General features: G+C 64.0%; 17 protein-coding genes. 3 read left to right on the top strand and 14 right to left on the bottom strand.

Features of this window, described 5'->3' with window-relative positions:
* The first annotated feature begins 701 nt into the window (after positions 1-701).
* Positions 702-1,013: a hypothetical protein gene (locus LAN37_10095; GenBank protein ID MBZ5647562.1), complete on the top strand. Its 312-nt coding sequence runs from the start codon at positions 702-704 to the stop codon at positions 1,011-1,013.
* A 10-nt stretch (positions 1,014-1,023) separates the two neighbouring features.
* On the opposite strand, the gene LAN37_10090 is transcribed toward LAN37_10095, so the two are convergent.
* From LAN37_10090 to LAN37_10080, 3 genes are all read right to left on the bottom strand, one after another.
* Entirely contained in the window at positions 1,024-2,460 is a 1,437-nt protein-coding gene (locus tag LAN37_10090; GenBank protein ID MBZ5647561.1) for a trimethylamine methyltransferase family protein, read from the bottom strand.
* Positions 2,457-3,116, bottom strand: a complete 660-nt coding sequence (locus LAN37_10085; GenBank protein ID MBZ5647560.1) for a corrinoid protein — start codon at positions 3,114-3,116, stop codon at positions 2,457-2,459. Before LAN37_10085 ends, LAN37_10090 begins: the two co-directional genes overlap by 4 nt.
* 141 nt (positions 3,117-3,257) lie before the next feature.
* The gene (locus tag LAN37_10080) at positions 3,258-5,522 is read right to left on the bottom strand and encodes a HEAT repeat domain-containing protein (protein MBZ5647559.1); all 2,265 of its coding nucleotides are present in this window, start codon (positions 5,520-5,522) and stop codon (positions 3,258-3,260) included.
* Between the two features lie 319 nt (positions 5,523-5,841).
* Between LAN37_10080 and LAN37_10075 the strand changes: the two genes are divergently transcribed.
* Entirely contained in the window at positions 5,842-6,318 is a 477-nt protein-coding gene (locus tag LAN37_10075; protein MBZ5647558.1) for a prepilin-type N-terminal cleavage/methylation domain-containing protein, read from the top strand.
* 65 nt (positions 6,319-6,383) lie between these two features.
* On the opposite strand, the gene ppdK is transcribed toward LAN37_10075, so the two are convergent.
* The 11 genes from ppdK to moaD form a co-directional block, all read right to left on the bottom strand.
* Positions 6,384-9,119, bottom strand: a complete 2,736-nt coding sequence (gene ppdK, locus LAN37_10070; protein ID MBZ5647557.1) for a pyruvate, phosphate dikinase — start codon at positions 9,117-9,119, stop codon at positions 6,384-6,386.
* Between the two features lie 110 nt (positions 9,120-9,229).
* On the bottom strand, positions 9,230-11,353 hold the full coding sequence (glyS, locus tag LAN37_10065) for a glycine--tRNA ligase subunit beta (protein ID MBZ5647556.1): 2,124 nt from the start codon (positions 11,351-11,353) through the stop codon (positions 9,230-9,232).
* Between the two features lie 59 nt (positions 11,354-11,412).
* Entirely contained in the window at positions 11,413-12,444 is a 1,032-nt protein-coding gene (locus tag LAN37_10060; GenBank protein ID MBZ5647555.1) for a glycine--tRNA ligase subunit alpha, read from the bottom strand.
* Positions 12,445-12,536: 92 nt separating this feature from the next.
* Entirely contained in the window at positions 12,537-13,277 is a 741-nt protein-coding gene (gene recO / locus LAN37_10055; protein ID MBZ5647554.1) for a DNA repair protein RecO, read from the bottom strand.
* 140 nt (positions 13,278-13,417) lie between these two features.
* On the bottom strand, positions 13,418-13,825 hold the full coding sequence (locus LAN37_10050) for an MmcQ/YjbR family DNA-binding protein (protein MBZ5647553.1): 408 nt from the start codon (positions 13,823-13,825) through the stop codon (positions 13,418-13,420).
* Between the two features lie 91 nt (positions 13,826-13,916).
* Complete coding sequence (locus tag LAN37_10045; GenBank protein MBZ5647552.1) at positions 13,917-14,177, bottom strand: ferredoxin family protein; 261 nt, start codon at positions 14,175-14,177, stop codon at positions 13,917-13,919.
* A 163-nt stretch (positions 14,178-14,340) separates the two neighbouring features.
* Positions 14,341-16,251 carry a 3-isopropylmalate dehydratase gene (locus LAN37_10040; protein ID MBZ5647551.1) on the bottom strand — a complete coding sequence of 637 codons (1,911 nt, stop codon included), beginning with the start codon at positions 16,249-16,251 and terminating at the stop codon, positions 14,341-14,343.
* Between the two features lie 262 nt (positions 16,252-16,513).
* Positions 16,514-17,320: an inositol monophosphatase gene (locus tag LAN37_10035; GenBank protein ID MBZ5647550.1), complete on the bottom strand. Its 807-nt coding sequence runs from the start codon at positions 17,318-17,320 to the stop codon at positions 16,514-16,516.
* Between the two features lie 16 nt (positions 17,321-17,336).
* Complete coding sequence (locus tag LAN37_10030; GenBank protein ID MBZ5647549.1) at positions 17,337-17,603, bottom strand: RNA chaperone Hfq; 267 nt, start codon at positions 17,601-17,603, stop codon at positions 17,337-17,339.
* Between the two features lie 18 nt (positions 17,604-17,621).
* Complete coding sequence (locus LAN37_10025; protein MBZ5647548.1) at positions 17,622-18,560, bottom strand: VWA domain-containing protein; 939 nt, start codon at positions 18,558-18,560, stop codon at positions 17,622-17,624.
* Positions 18,561-18,576: 16 nt separating this feature from the next.
* Complete coding sequence (gene moaD, locus LAN37_10020; protein ID MBZ5647547.1) at positions 18,577-19,311, bottom strand: molybdopterin converting factor subunit 1; 735 nt, start codon at positions 19,309-19,311, stop codon at positions 18,577-18,579.
* A 198-nt stretch (positions 19,312-19,509) separates the two neighbouring features.
* Between moaD and LAN37_10015 the strand changes: the two genes are divergently transcribed.
* Complete coding sequence (locus LAN37_10015) at positions 19,510-22,275, top strand: protein kinase (GenBank protein ID MBZ5647546.1); 2,766 nt, start codon at positions 19,510-19,512, stop codon at positions 22,273-22,275.

Below are 22,275 nucleotides of genomic sequence, written 5' to 3'. Positions count from 1 at the left end.
GCCGCGTCGGTCCCTCGGTAGGACTCAGGGGCTCGGAACCTTGCTGAACACTCACTGCCGCGATGTATAGTTTCCAGCGTGAGGCGCCTTTTCTAAATCGAAGTGCGATCGAGGAGATATGATCACTGCGAGCTGTAAGTGTGGGCACGACAAGAGAGACCATCGAGCGTCCCTGGGGATGATCCGGTATGGTCCATGCAAGATCTGCCTTTGCAATGAGTATACGAAGATTAAGGCAGCAGTGGAGAGCGTCCCAGCCAAATGACCGACCAGAAGCCTACGATTGGCCTGGAGAAGGATCCTGCTCCAGCATGGGCGCGCACGGTAACCGAGCGCCGGCTCATCTGGCTCAGGAAACGCCATCCCAAGATGGACCCCCGTAAACGACTCCAGTGGGCGATCAGCCGCGCACAGGGAGAGGGAACGGCGGATCGCTCCACGACAACATCATGACTTCACCGCGGACATCGAAGAGCCAATCGCCGCTCGACACGGCTCCGAATCGCAGTCTGCTCGCCTCGATCAAGCGTCAGCTGCGGCGGATCCAGCGAAGCATCAAGGCCACTGATCCTGCGCATAAATCCAGCCTGAAGTAACTCTCTCCTGGGCGTCTTTCTCCAAGGGCCGATGGCCGGTTTTCCCTGCCTTCTGCGCCCTTCGTAATCTGCACAGATCCCGGATTCTGGAGCAGACTAGTCCCTATGGTTACAAAGACCGTCGTGCACAGGGATGTGTGGGGTCATGAGCGGGAAGGCTACACCGATAAACGGCGGGTGGCGTATGCGCCCGTCGAATCTGTTTCTGCGCCATCGGCAACGAGTGGGCTCCGCTTCGAGGAGCAGCTCGGCTTGCTGTGCGCTTCCGGCGGCATCATGTGGGGAGTCCAGGTCTTCACGTCGCATCTGCCGAATCTCAATGCTCTGTGGGAGACGAGGGGGCCCTTGGAGGTGTGCGCCATCGGCGCCCTGATCTGGGTGCACGCCAAGTGGCGCCGCTCGGTCCGCTTGCACTGACAGACGGCTCCTAAACTCCGATCAGCGAATCGCGTCCGCAGCGCCATAATTCCTTCTCCGCTAGCTGCCGCATTTCGCACTCCACTTCCGGTCGGATATTCGGCCGATGATATCTCGAGAGGAGCTCCGTGACGCGTCGGCGGGCCCGCTCGAACGTGTCTGTCATCCCTGAGCTCTGCGGGCCTCCGCGCTCGATCACCGCCGAAGGAAAGTGCTGCTCGGCCCGGAACAGCGCGCGTGTCTCCTTGAGTTTCAGGAAGTCGCCGCTCAGGCCTGCCTGGGCGAACATGGCGGTCGCCAGGGTCTCGCCCCGCGCCTCGATCCCGCACAACAGCCTCTGTGCGGAGGCGATGGCCTCGGCGTCGATCACCAGCTTCTCGATACTGTGGCAGGCGAGGAAGTCGAGCATGCCCGCGCCGGAGATCATGTTGATGCCGGCCAGCGCGCCCAGCACGCAGGAGATTCCGCTTTCCATACCCGCCTGCGCGTCCACCAGCTTCCCGTCCCCGGCGACCAGGTAGGCGTGGGTGGGCAGGCCGAGATGCTTGCCCACCTGCGCGCACGCCATATCCAGCATGGCGGTCTCGATCGCGCCCATCGGGGTCGTGCCCGTGCGCATGTCGAAGATCGCCGGCGCGCCGCCCCATACGATCGGAGCGCCCGGGCTGGCGAGCTGGTGGAGAGTGATGCCGCTGATGCATTCCGCCGCGTGCTGCACCACCGACCCCGCCAGCGTCACCGGTGCGGTGGCGCCCGCCAGCGGCATGGAGACGATCTCCACCGGCACGCCCGCCCGCGCCAGCTCCACCAGGTTGTCCGCGGCGAATTCCGACCAGTTCAGCGGCGGCGATGGGCACACGTCAAAAACGGCGCGGGGCGCGGATCTTAGCGCCTCCGCGCCTCCAGCGTCCACGGCCAGCAGCTCCAGCATCGGTTTCAGCCCAGCCGCCGTGAACGCACCCGTGACCACCGGCTTGCTCGAGTACCACAGGACCAGGAAGAGCCGGTAAAAGTCGCCGGCTTGTTGGGGTATATCGTTGCAGACCATCGCCGTGGCCTGCGCGGCGAACTGCGGCAGCATCTCGGTGACCTGCACCAGGCGCACCAGGTCGGCGGCCAGCGCCGGCCGCGGCCGTAACGTCTCCGCATCCAGGATGTTCAGGCATGACGACCCGGGATCGAAATGGACGTCGTCGCCGCCGTAGTGAACCACTGGCTTGCCGTCACGCGAATACAGCCAGAACTCCCGCGGTGCGTGCGCCAATGCGTTACGCGCGAGCCCTTCCGGGATGTGCGCCACGCCGTCCTCGACCCGCGCGTCCGCCGACCCCAGCAGTTCCACCGCCGACGGCGCCACGCGCACGCCCGGCTCCATCAGCAGCTGGAACGCTTCCGCGAGCATGCGTTCCACCATCGCCGGCTCCAGCAACTCGAGTCTTGGCCTCATGCGGGCTCCTCGACTTGCAGCAGCGACTTTGCCAACGCGACCGCGCTCATTGCGTCCTTGCCATAACCGTCGGCGCCGATCTGTTCGGCCCATTGATGGCTCACCGGCGCACCGCCAACGATCACCTTGACCCGGGGCCGCAAGCCCGCGCGTTCCAGCGCCTCGATCACTTTCTTCTGCCCGTCCATGGTGGTGGTCAGCAGCGCGGACACGCCCACGATGTCGGCGTTCAGCTCCTGTGCCTTCGCAGCGAAGGTCTCGCTGGCCACGTCTGCCCCAAGGTCATGGACCCGGAAGCCGTTGGCGGCCAGCAGCGTGCCCACCAGCTTTTTTCCGATCTCGTGGATATCGCCCTTGGTGGTTCCCAGCACGACCGTGCCCCGCGTCGGGCGCTCTCCTCCGAGCCTCCGCAGCGCGGGTTCCAGCACCGACATGGCGGCGCTCATGGCCTCACTCGAGGCCATCAAATCGGGTAGGAACATCTGCCCGCACCCGTACTGCGCTCCCACGGCATTCATGCCGGACACGTAGCCTGCGTTGATGGCTTCGAGGGGATCGATGCCGAGCTCGAGCGCGCGCTGCGCCAGCTCAAACGCGTGGTCAGGGGCGCCGTCCAGGACGCTCTGGCGCATGGCCTGGAAGGTTTCCTCGTGCACGGACACCTCCGGGAGCGCTGCGCCCCACTTCGCGCGCTGTTCCGCATGCTTCTTGGCGGGAACTGGTCATCTTAGCACCGAAATCCGCGTTCGGCGCCTCGGCAGGCGCTCCAGACGGGGAAAGGAAGAAGGGGAACGTCCTCAGCTGGCCGCGGTTTTCGCCTTCCGCTGTCCGTCGGCGGCCAGAGGGTCGTTCGGGAAGCGCGCGAGAAAATCTGCGAGCAGGCGCTGTGCCATCTCCGAAGGATTGTTTCGCAGCGCGTTCAACGCGGTGCGGCGCAAGGCCACTTCCAGTTCGGTCTCGCACAACACATTGGCCAGCAGCTCCAGGCTCTGCTCCGCGGGATTGGCCGCGATGGCCTGGACAGCCTTCTGCGAAGTCGTCAGTTTCCCACGCCCCTCAACCAGGATGAACTGCGCCAGCGCCGAGAGCGTGGCCGGATCGCGGAGGTAGAGCAGCTCTTCCAGGACCTGTTCCTGCACGTGGGGCCCGAAAAATGCAAGATTCTCCGCGATCACCTGCCCGCGCCCGGAGACGCGGTTCTTGTTCAGCGCCGTCAGGGCGGCCTGCTGCACCCGCTCGTCCTCGTGTTGCAGCGCCGGGGTGAGGTATTGCAGGATGTCCGGGTCGTTTAACTCCCCCAGCAGCTTGCACGCGTTGCGCACCACGTACCAGCGCTCGTGGGAGAGTTGCCGCCGGGCCGTCTCCAGCGCCAGACTGCCCGTCTGTGCAATGAATCGCAGCAAGGCCATGCGGTGGATCGCGATCTGTTCCTTTTCCAGCATTTGAAAAAGCTTTTCCACCGCGGGGGTACCGCTCCAGCGGATCAGCATCATGGCCGTCTTCGCCCAGGCCGCGTCGTCGCGTTTCTGCATCAGCAGCTCGATCGTCCGTTCCATCGCCACCGGCGGCAACAGCGCCGCCAGGCCGTTGGAGCAGCATTTCACGTGCAGCCCCGGATCGCGCGCCATGGATTTCTCCATGGCTGTCCCGATGTTCTGGATGATGTCGAATTCTTCAAAGGTGGCGACGTTTTTCGACAGGATCACCAGGCTGTTGGCCAGCTGGAAGTGGACGAACTGGTTGACGTCCTCCCGCAACAGTGCCCGGCACAGCCGTTCCGACGTGGTGGCGGCGAAGTCGGTCCGCACGCGCGCCATTAGGTTGATCAGCTCCGGCCCCCGGCTCAATTCGTCGGGATGGAGCTCGGCTCCATCGAGCGAATCGAAGTAGTGCTTGGCCAGTTCGCTCGCCTTCTCCAGTTCCTGCTCTTTCATCAGGTCCCGCAAGTGTTCGATCAGCCGCCGGAACTCGACCACTCCGAACCGCTTCAGCGCCATCAGCTCGGTGTATTTCTGCTTGGACGGAAGCCCCACCCACGTCAACTCTTCCTGGATCTTCTTGTACGTCGTCGGAGGGAAGACGTGTTCCTTGACGAACGTTGCCAGCTTGTTGGCCATGCGGTTCGCCATGCGCGTCGCTTGCAGGCTGCGCACCAGAACGCGCACCACGTCCTCTTCCACCACCAGCGCCTCCGGGCCGGTGGGTGCGGTCGCCAGCTTCTGTACCGCCCACTGGATGGCCGTGTCCTCGACGAATTCTCCCGCCACCTGCTCCGCTGGCGCTCCCTTCAGTTCCGCTTGCCGATGCGCCGGGAATGCCGACATCACCATGTCGGGCGACACTTCCTGCAGGATCTTCGCCAGCGCCATACACGATTTCTCCGGGTCGCCGCGCCGGTCCACCAGCGCCGCTTCCACCGTCGGCCCGATCAGCTTCATGATGTCGCTCGGGCCACCTACGCCGAACCCTTCCGGCCGCTCCATGCAGGCCGACTCCAGCAGCATGCTGAGCGCATCCAGCCCTCCGTATCCGCCGCCGCCTCCCGCCATCGCCATTTGCTCGCTCTGCTTCGCCGCCAGGAAGGTCTCGGCCTCGGTTTCCAGGATGGTGTCTCCGGACTCCGTCCGCGCCTGGTTCTTGCCCGCCGGGAAGACGCGTACTCCCTCCAGCGGATTCGATTCCAGGTATTTCTTCGCGCCGCCGGCCTCCTCGATCAGCTTCGGGTTCGTCGCCAGCACCGCGACGGCGGTCTTGTAGCGCGCCAGCGTGAGCCCAGGCTCGAATGTCACCGCCCCGTAACCGCGCTTCAGGAAATCGTTCTCCAGTTGGGCCAGGCCCGCGTCCGTCGTCAGCAGGTTGTTCAGCATGATCCGGTTTTCGACGAATCCCAGCGTGAAGCGTCCCATTTGCTTCAGCAGGTTGTTCAGGGAGTCGAAACTGTTTTGCAGAGGGCCGGACGCCACGCGGTGATCGATCGACAGCATCATCACCGTGCGCAGCACCACCTGCAACGAGCGCGCGTAGCGAAGACCTTGGACCTTCAGTTGTTTCTTATCCAGCATGGACCGGGCACACCGACACTCTCGGGGGTGAGTGCCTTATAGCACAGTCCCTAATCTACTTCCCTTTACAAGTGGGAGTCCAATTACTTTGGGCACTTGGTATCGCTCCCGTGAAGAGCGGTTTCGTGAATGTGGTTGACAATTTTTGGCACTTTTTGTTGACTTATTTTGGCGTACCTAGCCCCCAGACACCACTTTGGCAATGGCAAGTACTTCTGTAACTATGCCTTAATAGGAGGGGCCGGAGGGCTGAGTTAGGCCACTGGATTGCACCCGCTGCTAAGGAACGAGTTTGTTGAGATCGACTTGAGAGGCGCACATGAGGAACCGGAACGGTTTCTCTCTTCTTGAACTGTTGATTGTGGTGGCAATCATCCTCATTATTGCCGCGATCGCCATACCGAACCTGCTGCGCTCGCGGATCGCCGCGAACGAGGCCTCCGCGGTCAACTCTCTCCGCACCTTGACCACGGCGGAGAACACTTACAACTCCACGTTCCCGACCATTGGGTATGCCTGCAACTTGAATTCCTTGGGAGGGGGAAAGAACCCGCCGGACGCGACCGCTGCCGGCATCATCGACGACGTCCTCAAAAGCGGCACTAAGGCGGGATACAACTTCGCTCCTGGTGTCTGCCCGAAAGCTGGCGCCCTGACCACCGGCTTCCAGTATTCCGCTGCGCCAATAGCGCCCAATTCCAGTGGGGTCCGCTATTTCTGCACGGACACGACCGGCACCATTCACTACAGCACGGACGTTCCGACCTGTTACGCCGCCGGTGCTCTTATCCAGTAGCTCAGACGGCAAAGAACTGGCCCGGCTGGATGGCCGGGCCTGATTGTTTTGCGCACCTTCGTTCGCTACTTCGTTCTTCCCGCCTCCGCTTTACCTTCGCTGGCGGCCGCTTGCGCCGCAGCCAGTCGCGCGGTCAGCACGCGATATGGCGAGCAGGAAACGTAGTCCATGCCCACCATGTGGCAGAACTCGACCGAAGCCGGTTCTCCGCCGTGCTCGCCGCAGATTCCGACCTCGAGCTTGGGACGCGTCTTGCGCCCGCGCTCGATAGCCATGCGAACCAGGTCTCCGACGCCTTCACGGTCGATCACCTGGAACGGGTCCTGCTTCAGGATGCCTTCGGCGATGTAGCTCGGCAGGAATTTGTTGATGTCGTCCCGCGAGAAGCCGAACGTGGTCTGCGTCAGGTCGTTGGTGCCGAAGCTGAAGAACTCGGCTTCCTTGGCGATCTCGTCCGCCACCACGCAGGCGCGCGGCAGCTCGATCATCGTCCCGACGAAGTATTCGACTCGCATCTCCTTCTCTGCGAACACCTCCTCCGCCACCCGGCGCACGATGCCGCCCTGGTGCGCCATCTCCTTGATGCCCGCGGTGAGCGGGATCATGACCTCGGGGATCACTTTCACGCCCTCCTTGGCCACCTGCACCGCCGCTTCGAAGATCGCCCGCGCCTGCATCTCCGTGATCTCCGGCAGGGCGATGCCCAGGCGGCAGCCGCGGAAGCCCAGCATGGGGTTGAACTCATGCAGCTCTTCCACCCGGCGCAGCACCTGCCGTAGTTCTTTCAACTTCGGCGATTTCGGCTTGGTGCACTCCAGCTTCGTGATCTCCACCATCAGCTCTTCCCGCTTGGGCAGGAATTCGTGCAGCGGCGGATCCAGCGTGCGGATCACCACCGGCAGCCCGTCCATGGCGCGGAACAGCCCCGCGAAATCGGCCCGCTGCATGGGCAACAGCTTGCGCAGCGCCACCCGGCGGTCTTTTTCGTTGGTGGCCATGATCATCGCCCGCATGTGCGGGATGCGGTCTTCGGCGAAGAACATGTGTTCCGTCCGGCAGAGGCCGATGCCCTCCGCTCCGAATGCCCGTGCCTGGATGGCGTCGCGCGGAATGTCGGCATTGGCGCGCACCCCGATCTTGCGGAACGGTTCCGCCCAGCCCAGCAGCTTCTGCAGTTCGGGATCGTCGGCCGAGGGCGGTACGGTGTTGAGCTTGCCCTTGATGACCCGGCCGGTCGTCCCGTCGAGCGAGATCCAGTCGCCTTCCTTGAAGACCTGGCCTTTCACCCGCATTTCGCCTGCGTGCTCGTCCACTCCGATGTCGCCGGCGCCGGCCACGCAGCACTTGCCCATCCCGCGCGTCACCACCGCCGCGTGGCTGGTCATGCCCCCGCGCGAGGTCAGAATTCCGGCCGCGACTTCCATGCCGTGGATGTCTTCCGGCGCGGTCTCGCCGCGCACCAGGATCACCGGGTGCTTCTTCGGTCCGTGGCCTGCCTTCACCACAGCTTCATCGGCGGTAAAGACGATCTGGCCGACCGCCGCGCCCGGCGACGCCGGCAAACCGGTGGCCAGCACTTCCACCTCGATGCTCTTCTCGTCGAGCGCCGGCACCAGGAAGTCGTAGAGTTGGTTGGGGTCGACACGGAAGATCGCCTCTTCCTTCGTGATCAGCCCTTCCTCCACCATCTGGATGGCGATCCGCACCGCAGCGCGCCCCGTGCGCTTTCCGTTGCGCGTCTGCAGCATGTACAGCTTGCTTTCCTGGATGGTGAACTCGAAGTCCTGCATGTCGCGGTAGTGTTTTTCCAGCCGCGTCGTGATCTCGCGCAGCTGGTTGTAGACGCCCGGCATGATCTTCTGCAGTTCGGAGATGTGCACCGGCGTGCGGATGCCGGCCACCACGTCTTCGCCCTGCGCGTTCATCAGGAATTCCCCGTAGAATTCCTTCACGCCGGTGGCGGGGTTGCGGGTGAAGCCGACGCCCGTGCCGCTGCTCTCGCCCAGGTTGCCGAAGACCATCGCCTGCACGTTCACCGCGGTGCCCAGCATGTCGTCGATGTTGTTGATGCGGCGGTAATGCTTGGCGCGGTCGTTCTCCCAGGAGCGGAACACGGCGTCGCGCGCCATGATCAGCTGCTCGTGCGGCTCCTGCGGGAAGTCGCGCTTGGCGTGTTTCTTGACGACTTTCTTGTACTCGTCAATGACCTCTTTGAGCGCCTTCGCGTCCAGCTCGGTGTCGAGCTTGACCTTGCGCTGCTTCTTCTTGCCGTCGAACACCTCCTCGAAGGCCGACTTTTCGATGTCCAGCACCACGTTCCCGAACATCTGGATCAGGCGGCGGTAGGAGTCGTAGGCGAAGCGCGGGTTTTTGCTCTTCTTGGCCAGCGCCTCCACGCTCTGGTCGTTCAGCCCGAGGTTGAGGATGGTGTCCATCATCCCCGGCATGGAAAACTTTGCGCCCGAACGCACGCTCACCAGCAGCGGGTTCTCGCCCATCCCCAGCTTCTGCCCCTGCAGCTGCTGCAGGCGATGTAACGCTTCCTCCATCTGCCGGTCGACATCGGGGGACATCTTCCCGTGGCCGCGCATGTACTCGCGGCACGCCTCCGTCTGGATGGTGAAGCCCGGAGGCACCGGGAGCTCCGCGTTCGTCATCTCCGCGAGCCCGGCGCCCTTGCCGCCCAGCTCATCCTTCATCTTGCCGTTACCCTCGGCCTTCCCTCCGCCGAAGAAGTAAACGTACTTCGCCGCTTTCGCGCCGGGCTGCTCTCTCTCGACTTCCGCTACTGTGGTGCTCATATATGTCTGTCCTCTCTAATAAGTGCGTATGAACCTGAATAATCCTGTGTCATCCCGAGCGGGCCGTAGCCCTGGGCTTCAGCCCAGGGTCTCCCGCGAGGGACCTGCTTCTAAGAACTCTTCCCTTCCGTCACGATCTCCGAGAAATCCGCGATCGTGGAAAAATTGGCCAGCAGGTCGCGCAGCATCGCCAGCCGGTGGCTGCGCACCTTCTCATCGTCCACCATGACCATGACCTTGTCGAAGAAGGCGTCCACGTGCGGACGCAGCGTCGCCATCGCGCGCAGGGCCTGGTCGTAATTTTTCTGCTGGCGATATTGCTCGACCGCCGCTCCGATGGCCACGCTCTCTCCCACCAGCTTGAATGCCGTTTCATCTCCCATCCGCACCGGGTCGAGCCTGGAGGCGACGGCGAACTTCTTCTCCTCCGCCTGGCGAAGGATGTTCTTGACGCGCTTGAATGCGGCTGCGATGTGCTGAAAATCCTCTGCCTTCCGCGCCTCCGACACCGCCCGCGCCCGCGCCACGGCCTCTGGCACGTCTTCCGCGCCCGCCGCCAGCACCGCGTTCACCGTGTCGTACTCCAGGCCGAGCACGTCCTTGAAGTAGAACTCCAGCCGCTCCCGCAGGAACCCGGCAACGTTCTCCTTGTACTCCTGGTCCTTGAACTTCTTTTCCGCCTCCGAGCCCTTGTAGCTGGCGCGCGCCTCCACGAACAGCTTCGTGACGCTGAGCGGCAGCTTGTGCTCCGCCAGGATCTTGACGATCCCATTGGCCTGGCGCCGCAACGCGAACGGGTCCCTGGACCCGGTCGGCTGCAAGCCCAGCGCGAACATTCCCGCGATCGAATCCGCCTTATCGACGATGGAGAGCACCGCGCCCTCGATCGTCCGTGGCACGGCATCTTCCATCGACTCCGGCTTGTAGTGGTCGTAGATGGCGTCCGCGGTTACGGAATCCAATCCCTGCGCCCGCGCGTACAGTCCCCCGACGATCCCTTGCAGCTCCGTGAACTCTTTCACCAGTTCGGTCGTCAGGTCGGTCTTGGCCAGCGACGCAGCGTCGCTCAGCGCCGGCTCATTGATCTCAATCTTGCTGTTCTCCAGCTCATCCACGGTGTGCCGCGTCAGCCGCCGCATCCGTAGCGCCTTCTCGTAATAGCTGCCCAGGTCCTTCTGGAAGGTGACCTTCTTCAGCATTTCAACGCGCTCTTTGAGAGGGACCTTCTGGTCCGTGTCCCAGAAGAAACGCGCGTCGTTGAAGCGCGCCCGCAGCACCCGCTCATTGCCGTGCCGGATGATTCCCTCGGGATCGCCGTCGGTGTTCAGTACGGCCAGAAAGTGAGGCGCGAGCTTTCCGCTTGCGTCTTCCACCGCGAAATACTTCTGGTGGTCGCGCATGACCGTGACCAGCACCTCTTCCGGCAGCGTGAGATATTCGCGCTCGAAGTTTCCCAGGATGGCGGATGGGGATTCCGTCAGGTTGACGACCGTATCCAGCAGCGCTTTGTCTTCGCGCCACCGCGCCCCGGACACCTCGCGCGTCGCCGCGTCCAGCGCCTTGCGGATCCGCTGCTCGCGCTCCGAACGCGTCGCCACGACTTTGGCATCCGACAGCGCCCCGGCGTACGAGTCTGCCCTTTCCAGGCTGACCTCGCGGCCCAGGATCCGATGCCCACGCGATTCCCGCCCGGACTCGATCCCGCCGAACTCCACCGGCACCACCTGCGCATCCAGCATCGCCACCAGCCAGCGTACCGGACGCACGAATCGCTCCGGCTTCCCTTCGCGCCAGTACATATTCTTGGCCCAGTAAAGCCCGGCGATCTCCTTGGGCAGTGCCTCAGCCAGTACCTCCGACGCGCTACGCCCGCGGTTCACTACCTTGGCCGCCAGATACTCGCCCTTCGGCGTGCTCACCCGATCGAGCTTCGCGACATCGACACCGACCTTCTTGGCGAACGCGTGCGCCGCCGGCCCCGGCTGCCCGTCTTTGAACGCGACCTTTACCGCAGGACCCGTGACCTGCTCTTCGATATCGGGCTGCGCCGGCTTGATTCCGCGCGCCAGCACCGCCACTCGCCGCGGCGTAGAGTACGCCTCGACCTTGGGGTCTGCGCTCAGACGTTCGCGGGTCAGGAGTTCGCCGACACGGCGAGCCAGCTCCGCCTCGGCCCCGTCGATCATCCGCGCCGGGATCTCTTCACACCCGATCTCAAGAAGGAAATCCGCCATCGTAGGTGAACCCTCAGAATCCCATCGCAGCCGACTCTGTTGATGTGAGCCATGTCACATCAGGCAGTTTTCTCGACCTCGCAAGCTTTCTCCCGCGGCGTCTCCGCCGCGGCTTCCTGCTGGTCCAGATAGGCCTTCGCGGCTCCCACCGCCAGCGTCCGGATGCGCGCGATCACTCCCACGCGCTCGGTCACCGAGATCGCCCCGCGCGCGTCCAGGATATTGAACAGGTGCGAGCACTTCAGGCACAGATCGAACGCCCCCAGCAACGGAAACCGCACCGCCGAGATCGCCCTGCCCTCGCTGTCCACCAGCCCGCTCAGCCCCAAGCGCACGATCTCATCGGGCTTCTTGTCCCGCGCCAGCCAGTAAGCCTTGACGAGCGCGTCGCATTCGCGCTCGTACAGCTGTAAATGATTCCAGAGGAAATCGACGTTTGCGGCTTCGAAGTTGTACACCGAGAACTGGAGTTCGTCCTGGTAGCGGACGTCGCCGTAGGTCATCACCGCGCCGGTCTTCGGGTCGCGCGCCCACACGATGTCGTAGATCGAATCCACGTCCTGGAGAAAGGCCGCGATGCGTTCCAGCCCGTACGTCAGTTCCGCCGAGATCGGGTCCAGGTCCACGCCGCCGCACTGCTGGAAGTAGGTGAACTGGGTGATCTCCAGCCCGTCCAGCATCACCTGCCACCCGATCCCCCACGCGCCCAGCGTGGGCGACTCCCAGTTGTCTTCTTCGAACTTGATGTCGTGCTTGCGCAGGTCGATCCCGATCGCTTCCAGGGACTCCAGGTACAGCTCCTGCACATTCTCAGGCGGAGGTTTAAGGATTACCTGTAACTGCGTGTGCTTGAAGAGCCTATTCGGATTATCTCCATAGCGCCCATCGGCCGGACGCCGCGACGGCTGCACGTAGGCCACGTTGTACGGCTTCGGCCCCAGCACCCGCAGAAAGGTCTCGGGCGCCATCGTCCCCGCGCCTACCTCGACGTCGTAGGGCTGCTGCAGCACGCACCCGCGTTCGGCAAAGAAGTTTTGCAGCTTGAGGATCAGCTCTTGGAAGGTGGGCGCATTTTTCTTAGGATTGGGCAATTGTCTTCACGTTGAGCAGCTAGCTACTAGCGATTAGCGTTTAGCCGATCAAGATCGTCGCTGGCTAAGCGCTAATTGCTAAACGCTAATTGCTAGTCAATCCTGTCCAACATCGCCGCGGTCACCAGCTTTCTTTCCAGGTGCTGCTCGATGCGCTGCTGCAGGAACTTCCTCAGGTCCGCCCCGCGTTTGCGCGGCCACGGCTCGCCGGCGAACGTTTCCACCGAAGTGCGGAACATCTGCGCCGCTGTCGCCCGGGACTCGCTCGACATCTCCGCCGACGCCAGCCGCTTGTGCTCGCCGCACATCAAACCCTCGGCCAGCGGGTGGAAGTACGCCCGGCTGCCGTTCAGCGCCGTGCCGCACTCGATACACTCGCCCAGCTCCGGCAGCAGGCCCACCAGCCGTACCAGCCACAGGTCGAAGTACGTCAGAGGCATCCAGATCGCCCCCGCCTGCACCTGCGGCAGAACCGACAGCGTCAGCCGGAAGAGGTCGTCGTGCGCCTCGCGGTCCGGAAGCACCTGGTCCAGCACTTCGGCCACGTACCCCAGGGCCACGGCCCGCGGATAGTCCACCTGCGTGGCCATCGGCGATTCCAGCACCTCGCAGGAATCCAACCTGGCCAGTTCCACCCGCTCTCGGTCTTCCCAGTAGAGCCGGACGTAGGTGAGCGGCTCCAGCGCCCCGCCAAACCGTTTCTTCGACTTCTTGGCCGACCGCGCCACACCCCGTACTTTGCCTTCGGCGCGGGTGAAGCAGGTCACCAGCAGGTCGGCTTCGCGCAGCGGATAGCTGCGCAGCACGATCGCCTCGGACTGCTTCAGCGGCATCGGCAGCGCCCCGACACTCTGGCGTCAGCTTCGACCACCACCAGAAACCTTGATTGTAATGGAGCCGCTACCGGATGGAAAGCAGCGAAACACCTGACTTCAAGCGTCCGCCCGCGTTCGACGGAACATATTGATGGGAGTCATCCTGAGCGAGGCGCCGCCCGCGTTCGGCGGCGCCGAGTCGAAGGACCCCTACCCTGTCCGAACCCTGCTTGGACCTTCTTCGGCAACTTCGCGTACACTTGTTGATACGACGTCCTGACCAGCCGCTTCAGCTCTTGTGTCGGCAGTACGTCCCACCGCTGCAGCGCCACCCACTTGTTCTTCGCCATGTAAGGCGCCGGGATGATCCCTTCGACCTCCTGCAGCTCGTGGAACTCCTCCTCGGTCGCCTTGAACGACATCAGGACTTCTTCCCGCTGCGGCTCAAGGTTCACCACACAGAACATCTTTCCGCCGACCTTGAACACCAGGTCGCGCACCCACTGCACCTGCTCGGTGGCATGTGGCAGCGACATGCAGAACTCGCGGATCGCATCGACATTCATAGGCGGGTGCCCCACCCTTGTCGCGCAGCGACAGGGTGGGAGAAAAACAAAACGCGCACCATGCGGGTGCGCGTTCCAAACTCAGCTGAGGTTACCGTCCGTAGTACTTCGCATTGCGCTCGGTGAAGTGTTTCCACTTCTCCGGCAGGTCGTCCAGCGCGAAGATGGCCGACACCGGGCAAACCGGCACGCATGCGCCACAGTCGATGCACTCGACCGGGTCGATGTAGAGCATCTCTTCCGTCGCGTGCTTTTCCTCATCCTTCTTGGGGTGGATGCAGTCCACCGGGCAGGCGTCCACGCAAGCGGTGTCCTTGGTTCCAATACAGGGTTCAGCGATTACATATGCCATTGTGGGTTCTCTCCGTCGCTACTTACGATTGCTGTGATTCCAGAACGGAGGATTTTAACAGAAAATCCGCTGACTCCACGAAAAACCCAGCCTCGAAATCCGACCTCTCCGGTCGGAATTTGACGCGCTTAGCGGGCGTGAGTGACGTCGACGCGAAGGATCCCTACGCTCCGACCAGCTCTCTCTTCTGCGACGGCTGGTATTCCGTGATATACCCTGCCACCGCGCTCGCCGCCACCGTCAGTGGACTTGCCAGGTACATCTGCCCTGGCCCGCTCCGCCCCGGGAAATTCCGGTTCTGCGCGCTGATCACGATCTGCTCCGGCCTGGTCGAGACCCCCGGCCCGGCGTTGATGCACGCCCCGCAGCTCGGCTCGATCACGATCGCTCCCGCCTTCTTGAAGATGTCCAGGTACCCCTGGCGCACGCAATAATCGCGCGTTTCCTGCGACCCGAACTGGATGTAGAACTTGCACGAATCGGCTACCCGCTTGCCCTGCGCCAGCGCGTCCGCCAGCACCCGCGCGTACATGTCCATGTCTTCATTCTTGCCCGCGGTGCAGGTCCCGCCGTATGCGATCTCCACCGGCACCGGCGTGTTCAGGTCGCGGACGAATTTCCCGTTCCCCGGATCGCCCGGCGTCGCCACCATCGGTGTCAGCTCCGCCGCGTCCAGCTCGATCACGTGCGCATACTTGGCGTCTGCATCGCTGCTCAGCCCCTGGATCGTGGCCTCGGCTTTCTTGCGATCCATGCCCCGCCGTTCCACCAGGAAGTTCGCTACTTTCTTGTCCGGCACAACGATCCCTGTGAACCCGCCGATCTCCGCCGCCATGTTGGTCATGGTGGCGCGCTCGTCCACGCTCAGCTCCTCGATCGCCTCGCCCGAGTACTCCATGACCTTGGCCAGCGCCTTGCCGCTCTTGATGTAGTCCATGGCCAGCAGCGCCAGGATGAAGTCTTTCGCCGTCACGTTCGGGTGCTTCTTTCCCCGGACCACCACCTTCACCGACTCCGGCACCTTCACCCGCACGTCTTTGGTGAACCACGAATTGAAGACGTCGGTGGTGCCGATGCCGAACGCGATGCAGCCTACCGCGCCCACGTGCGGCGTGTGCGAGTCCGAGCCGACGTTGAGCTGCCCCGGCAGCGCGTAGCTTTCCAGCACGATCGAGTGGCAGATGCCTTCCGAGCCTTTGCGGTCCTTCAGCTCGCCGTGCAGCCGGATGCCCTGCTTCTCGGCAAATTCCTGCTGCTTGAACTTGAGCTGCGTGGCCAGGTCGAGCAGCCCCATCTTGCGCTTTTCTTCCGACATCACCTCGTCGAGGAACGTCAGGTGGTCGCGGAAGAACAGGATCGAATCCTTATCGTTGACCGGCGCGTCCTTCCCGACGTTCTGCTCATAGAACATCGCCGCCATGGGCGTGACGTACTCGTGGCTGAAGCGCAGGTCGGCGCGCGCGAACCCGGTATCGCCCGCCTTCACCGCGGGCACTCCGACGTTGCCCTGCGCATCCACCATGTGCCGCGCGAAGATCTTCTCCGCGATGGTCATGCCCCGCTTCTCCGTCTTGATCGGCGGCAGGAAGACCTTTTTCTGCATGCGCGCCACGTTGAACGGGAACAGGCCACCGTACTCGATCACCTGCCGCGTGATGTCGTCCTCGCCGCGCGTGAACTCTTCCAGCGGCATCTCCTCGCCCTTGCGAATGCGGTCGATCAGCTCGAAATTGGTCGAGGTCAGGATCCCCAGGTTCTGGCAGTTCTGCTTGTAGATCCGCTCGATGTTCTCCGCGACCACCAGCCGGATGCCCGCGCACATCTCCGCGTACGGTGACTGCTCGCGGCTCGAGCCCTTGCCCCGCCGCTTGCCGCTCACCGCCGCCACGAACCCGCCGCGCTTCACGTCCCCGCGTTTGACGGGCAGCTCGTTGCCGCACTTGAGGCCGGCATACGGGATCTCGCCGAGCGTCTGGTCGAAATAGAAACAGAAGTGGGCGGGAGTGATTTCGTCGGTGGAGATGTCGTCGCGAAGCTTGGGATTCTTGGCCGGGTTCTTGGTGTCCCACGGCATGTCCCAGCCGTCGAGCTGCTTGCGGATGAGGTCGGGATCTTCGGTAAGAAAGAGGATGCGCCCCTGCAACCGCACCTTGTCCGGGCGCTTTTCGATGTGTCGCGTTAAGAGGTCATTTCCCACGTTGGGAATTGTAACAAAGCAGCGTCAAGCGCGCGGATCACCCAACATGGTGTCATCCTGAGCGAGGCCGCTCTGCGGCCGAGTCGAAGGACCCCTACCCACTCCGATGCCTTTCCCTTCTGTCATCCTGGGACCAGCTTCATCTTCCCTTCCCGTACTCCACCGCCGACGGCAGCTCTTCGAGATTTTTCCCGGCGAAGACGTCTTGGAAGACTTTCAGCAGATCGGCATGGATCAACCCGTTCGTCGCCAGCGTCTCCTTCGAATCGATGGTGAACGGCTCGCCGCCAAAGCGCGTGACTTTCCCGCCCGCCTCTTCCACCAGCAGCACGCCCGCGCCCGTGTCCCAGGGATTGAGATTGAATTCCCAGAATCCATCGAAGCGCCCGCTGGCCACCGACGCCAGGTCGAGCGCCGCCGAGCCCGCCCGCCGCACCCCGTGCGTCATCAGCGTAATCCGGTGATAGAAGTGGATGTTCGGGTTCTTATGCCGCTTGTGGCTGGGGAAGCCGGTCGCCACCAGGCTCTCCGACAGGTTCGCCGTCTTCGATACGTGGATGCGCCGCGAATTCAGGTATGCGCCGCTTCCCTTTTCCGCGGAGTACAGCTCATCCCGCGTCGGATCGTAGAGTACGCCCGCGACCACCTCTCCCCGGTATTCCACCGCCAGCGAAATACAGAACACCGGGAATCCGTGCGCGAAGTTCGTTGTGCCGTCGAGCGGGTCCACGTACCAGCGGTAGTCGCTGCCCTGTTTGGCGCTCGCGCCTTCTTCCCCGATCAGGTCGTGCTTGGGCCAGCGCGCCTGGAGGCGGTCTACGATCAGCGCCTCGCTGGCGCGGTCCGCTTCCGTGACGATGTCGACGTCGCCTTTGTATTCGACCTTGACCCGGCGGGCGAAGTAGGTCATGAGCAGCGCGCCGGCTTCGCGCGCGATCTCGCTCATGGCGGGGACGAACTCGCTACTCACGCTTGCGGCGTCCCTCTTCGGCGATGTACAGGATTTCGTGCTTGAAGATGAACAGGTTTGGCTCCCCCTCGCGCGTCAGCCGGATCATGTTCTGATCGTAGTACTCGATCCAGCCATACACCGTCTCGCCGTCCACCAGTTTCACGGTGACGGGCGTCTGCTTCTCGCCCAGCGCCTTCAGATAGGCGGCTTCCTGGAAGGTCTCGTCGGGCGGAGGCGCCTTGGCTTTGCGGAAACTGTTCGTGGGGCGGAAAGGCATGGCGACATTCTAACCCACTCACTCCGCCTTGGAGGTGTAGTATCCGGCGCGGTGGCGGGGGCGCAGGCCGGCGAAGCGCGGGCCGGCGTCGGCCTTCAGACGCACCTCGATACGCCGGTAGTCGGAGTCGGCCAGCCGCTTCACCGGATAGTAGCCCAGCAGGTATTGCGTGCGCAGCTCTTCGCTCACCTGGCGAAAGGCGCGATTCAACTCCTCCGGCGAATTCTCATAATAGAATTTGCCGCCGGTATCGGTGGCCAACTGCATGAGCGCATGCTCGCCGCCGGTGTTGCGTCCAGCGCTGGCCTCGATGGGGACGTCGATGATGCTGTACACGATGGTGTCGGCGATCTGGGCCGCGCGCAGCGCCTCGGCGTAATCCACTCGGCTGATGGTGTCGCCGCCGTCGGTGATCACCACCATCACCTTGCGCCCCTGGCGCCGGGAGAGCGCGCGTGAGGCCAGGAAAATGGCGTCGTACATCGCCGTCGCCGACCCGATGTGCGCCCGCTTCAGCCCGCGGTCGATGCGGCTGATGTCGGAGGTAAAGGGCACCAGTTCTTCGGTCTCTTCGGCGAACTGGTAGAGGGAGAGCGCGTCCACCGGCCGCAGGATGGAGCGGACGAATCCGTGCGCCGAATCCAGCTCCAGCTTCAGGTCCTTGCGCGTGCTCAGGCTGGTGTCCAGCGCCAGGATGATGGACAGGGGCAGCTCCGACTCCTTGGCGAACACCGCCGTCTTCTGCGCCACGCCGTCCTCGAAGATCTCGAAGTCGTCCTGCGTCAGCCCGCCCACGGGCGCGCCGTTGCGGTCCACCACGGTCACGTACACGTTGACCAGCTTGACCTCGGCCCTGAAGGTCGGGATCTTCTGCTCGGGCGCCTGCACCGGGGCGAACGCCTGCGCCCAGGCCGCGGCACACGACAAGACAAGGACGGTGGTCCAAAGCAGTTTCATTGGGGAACTAATCACTTCACTTGGATGCACGCTGCCCGGCCTTCGCTCCGCGCCCGGCGCGGATTTCTTCCGGGAACGGCTCGCCGTCCGCCCAAACAGCCCCATCCTCGAAATATTCCTTCTTCCAGATGGGTACAGTGGTCTTCAGCGTGTCGATGAGCCAGCGGCAGGCGTCGAAGGCGGGGCCGCGGTGGGCGGAGGCGACCGCGATGGCCACGCTGGTCTCACCCAGCTCCAGCTTCCCCAGTCGGTGCACGATGGCCACGTCGCGCACCGCGAAGCGCTGCAGCGCCTCGTCCGCCAGGCCCTGTAGCTGTTTCAGCGCCATGCTCTCGTAGGCCTCATAGTCCAGGTAGAGGGTGCGGCGGCCGCGGGTCTGGTTGCGCACCACGCCCTCGAAGACGGCCACCGCGCCGTCCTCGGGCCGCCGGATACCCTCCGACAGGCCGGCTACATCGATCTTCTCCCGCACGATAGCGACCCAGGCTCCGGCAGGCTGCGGTGCGGATCCCCCGCTGACCGGGGGCAGCAGCGCCACTTCGTCGCCGTCCTTCAAGGGTGTGGCCGGCGGCGCGTATTCCTGATTGACGGAGAGTGCGACCGAGGACCGGAACTCTTTCAGTTTCGGCGCCTGTTCCTCATAGGCCGCCAGCAGGTCGGCGAGAGTGGAGCCCTCGGGCAGCTCCAGTGACTCGCTGGAACGCCCCACCAGCTCCTTCAGCATGCCGAAGAACAGGACCCGGACCTGCATTTTGAGAGCATACAGCCATCCCCAGTCTGCCGTCAGCCCTCAGGCTCTCTCTCCGCCCAGGATGCAGCAGTTCGCGGGATTGCCAACGCTCCCGGCCCCGACTGGAAACGACAGTACCCCGTTCGGGCTCCAACGAGGTGGAAGGAGTCCGCCGGACGTATAATCTGCCAACCTTCAGGCCCAGGAGGCCCACGGCCCATGGCTTCCCGCCCGCGCGCCCCGTGGTGGATCTACGCCTGCGCCGTCGTGTTCCTCGGCTACTTCTGTCTGAACTTCGGCTATTTCGAGTTTTTCGGCTGGCGCACGACCGGTATAACCCCCGATCCGGGCGCCGACGAACACGGCGTCATCGGCAGGGTCTTCCCGGGCAGTCCGGCCGAGGTCGCCGGTATCAGGTCGGGAGACCGCCTGCTCACCCTGGGAGGCTACCGCGTCCGGAACTTTGCCGAATTTCTAGTTGCAAACTGGAATCTCGATTGCTCCGCCCCGGTGCCCGCCGAATTCACACGAAACGGCGCAACGGCCCACGCCACTCTGGTGATCCCACGGCGCTATTCCACTCTCACCCCATCGCAACGCGCCCCCCGGCTGATCTGGCTGCTGGTCAGTGTTGTCCAGTTCATTCTGGCGTTGTTCGTCGTGTTCAGCCGGCCGATGGACTTGACTGCCCGCCTTGGGGCCCTATTCCTGGCTTCATTCGCCTGTGAGTACGAACCGGTCGTGATCGGCGGCGCGCTCGTGTGGCGGCAACTCCCCCTGCCCATGCAGGCGAGTTTCTTTATCCCCGACGTGCTGTCCAACGGAGCGTGGTGGTTCCTGGCCTTCCTGTTCTTCGCCGTGTTCCCCCGCAAGGTATTTTCCCGTCCCCTCCACTGGGCATTGGCCTGCGCTCCGGGCGCCATCTTTTTTCTTTTTGGAGCGGCCGCAAAGTTCGGCGTGCTGTTTGCTCCACAACACATGCAGATCGATATGCCCTCTGCGCGGCTGCGAACCGTCTTCGTCGGCGGGCTAGTGATTGCAGGCGGGTACGTGGTCGCGGGCCTCGGCTGTCTCGTCTGGAACTACCGCCGCAGCGACGTCAACGAGCGCCGCCGCGTCCGCCTCCTGATGGCGGGAGCTATCATCAGCGTCGGCTCATTCTTCGCGGGTTTCCCGCTCGCCACCTTCGCGACCGCTTTCTGGACCCGCACCGACATACAGATTCTGATCCCCACTCTGACCCTGGCATTCCCGGTGTGTTTTGCCTACGCCATCCTCAAACACCGGCTCTTCGACATCCGCGTGATGATCCGCCAGGGCCTGCAATATGCCGTGGCGCGCGGCGTGCTGTTGTACCTGCTGCCAGTGTGCGCCGCCGTGCTGGTGCTCGACCTCGTCCTGCACAAAGACCAGACCGTGGGCGCGCTGATGTCGCAGCGCGGCTGGCCCTATGCCATGCTGGGCGTCCTCGCGGCCGTCGGGCACGTGAAACGCCAAAGCTGGATGCAGGCGCTCGACCGCCGTTTCTTTCGCGAGCGCTACAACGCGCAGCAGATGCTGCGCGAGCTGGTGGAGGAGATCCGCAAAGCGGGCAGCCTGGAGGAGGAAGCGCCCCGCGCGGTGGCCCGCATCGAGTCGGCGCTGCATCCCGAATTCGCCGCCCTGCTGGTGCGCGCGCCCGGAGAACCGCGCTACCGCTGCGTGGCCGCGGCCCCATCGGGCGCTGCCGTCACCGGCGTCGACGCCAACAGCAAGCTCATCGGCCTGATGCGCCTGCTGGGCAAGCCGATGCACGCTTCCGCATCCGACACCGGCTGGCTGCGCGCACAACTGCCCCACGACGAGACCGACTTCCTGCGGGAAGCTCGCATCGAGTTATTGGTCCCGGTGGCTCTGACGGCCGACGCCACCGAGGCTTTGCTTGCCTTCGGCCCCAAGAGGTCGGAAGAACCGTACACGGCGGAAGACCTGGAGCTGCTCCTTGCCATCGCGGGGGCGCTCGCGATGCTGCTGGAGCGTCCCACGCCGGGGCCGGCGCGGGCTGCCTACGGCGAGTGCACCGAGTGCGGGACCTGTTACGACTCGGGAACCTATCGCTGCGCCGGCGACGGCGCCCAGCTCACGCCCATGCCCTTCCCGCGCATGCTGGCTGGGCGGTATCGCCTCGAAAAGCGTCTGGGACGCGGCGGCATGGGCACCGTCTACCGCGCCGCCGACACCGCCCTCGAGCGCGACGTCGCCGTCAAGATGCTGCGCGAGGACCTGATCGCCAATCCCGAAGCCGCCGAGCGCTTTCGCCGGGAATCCCGCATGTCGGCCTCCGTCTCCCATCCCAACCTGGTAGCCATCCACGATTTCGGCATCGAGAGCGGCCGGGGCGCGTTCCTGGTGATGGAATTACTCGTCGGCCAGAACTTGCGCCAGCAGTTGCTGCACGGCGGTCGCTTGCCGACGGCGCGCGCGCTGGAGATCCTCCGCGGCGTCTGCGCTGCCGTGGAAGCCGCCCACAAGCGTGGCCTCGTCCATCGAGACTTGAAGCCGGAAAACATCTTCCTCGCACGCACTCCGGGCGGCGACGTCCCCAAGGTGCTGGATTTCGGCGTCGCCAAGCTGCTTTCGCAGGCCGCCAACAGCGCCCTGGCCACCGCCGACACCGGAGACGGTGTCCTGCTCGGCACCGCCCAGTACATGTGCCCCGAACAGTTGCGCGGCGAACTGGTGGAGCCGGCGTGGGACCTGTGGGCGCTGGCCGTCATCGCCTACGAAATGCTGACCGGAGTGCATCCCTTTGGCGCTTCCACTATCGCCGGGGTGCACGCCGCGGTGCTTGCCGGCAACTACCGGCCGCTCCGCGAGACGCTCCCCGGCGCGCCTGTCGCGCTCGACGGATTCTTCACCGCCGCCTTTGCCGGTGACCGAGCGCGGCGGCCGGATTCCGCCAATGATTTTCTGCTCCGCCTGGAGCAAAGCGTCGCGGGTGTCTGA

It is taken from the genome of Terriglobia bacterium, assembly GCA_020073495.1.
Taxonomy (GTDB): Bacteria; Acidobacteriota; Terriglobia; order Terriglobales; family Acidobacteriaceae; genus JAIQFD01.
This window is presented reverse-complemented; position numbering and strand designations above follow the sequence as displayed.

What these genes read in the sequence shown, in the direction of transcription:
- LAN37_10095 (MBZ5647562.1), top strand. Translation starts at nt 702, where the DNA reads ATGGTTACAAAGACCGTCGTGCACAGGGATGTGTGGGGTCATGAGCGG.
- LAN37_10090 (MBZ5647561.1), bottom strand. Translation starts at nt 2,460, where the DNA reads ATGAGGCCAAGACTCGAGTTGCTGGAGCCGGCGATGGTGGAACGCATG.
- LAN37_10080 (MBZ5647559.1), bottom strand. Translation starts at nt 5,522, where the DNA reads ATGCTGGATAAGAAACAACTGAAGGTCCAAGGTCTTCGCTACGCGCGC.
- LAN37_10075 (MBZ5647558.1), top strand. Translation starts at nt 5,842, where the DNA reads ATGAGGAACCGGAACGGTTTCTCTCTTCTTGAACTGTTGATTGTGGTG.
- ppdK (MBZ5647557.1), bottom strand. Translation starts at nt 9,119, where the DNA reads ATGAGCACCACAGTAGCGGAAGTCGAGAGAGAGCAGCCCGGCGCGAAA.
- glyS (MBZ5647556.1), bottom strand. Translation starts at nt 11,353, where the DNA reads ATGGCGGATTTCCTTCTTGAGATCGGGTGTGAAGAGATCCCGGCGCGG.
- recO (MBZ5647554.1), bottom strand. Translation starts at nt 13,277, where the DNA reads ATGCCGCTGAAGCAGTCCGAGGCGATCGTGCTGCGCAGCTATCCGCTG.
- LAN37_10050 (MBZ5647553.1), bottom strand. Translation starts at nt 13,825, where the DNA reads ATGAATGTCGATGCGATCCGCGAGTTCTGCATGTCGCTGCCACATGCC.
- LAN37_10045 (MBZ5647552.1), bottom strand. Translation starts at nt 14,177, where the DNA reads ATGGCATATGTAATCGCTGAACCCTGTATTGGAACCAAGGACACCGCT.
- LAN37_10040 (MBZ5647551.1), bottom strand. Translation starts at nt 16,251, where the DNA reads ATGCCGTGGGACACCAAGAACCCGGCCAAGAATCCCAAGCTTCGCGAC.
- LAN37_10035 (MBZ5647550.1), bottom strand. Translation starts at nt 17,320, where the DNA reads ATGAGCGAGATCGCGCGCGAAGCCGGCGCGCTGCTCATGACCTACTTC.
- LAN37_10030 (MBZ5647549.1), bottom strand. Translation starts at nt 17,603, where the DNA reads ATGCCTTTCCGCCCCACGAACAGTTTCCGCAAAGCCAAGGCGCCTCCG.
- LAN37_10025 (MBZ5647548.1), bottom strand. Translation starts at nt 18,560, where the DNA reads ATGAAACTGCTTTGGACCACCGTCCTTGTCTTGTCGTGTGCCGCGGCC.
- moaD (MBZ5647547.1), bottom strand. Translation starts at nt 19,311, where the DNA reads ATGCAGGTCCGGGTCCTGTTCTTCGGCATGCTGAAGGAGCTGGTGGGG.
- LAN37_10015 (MBZ5647546.1), top strand. Translation starts at nt 19,510, where the DNA reads ATGGCTTCCCGCCCGCGCGCCCCGTGGTGGATCTACGCCTGCGCCGTC.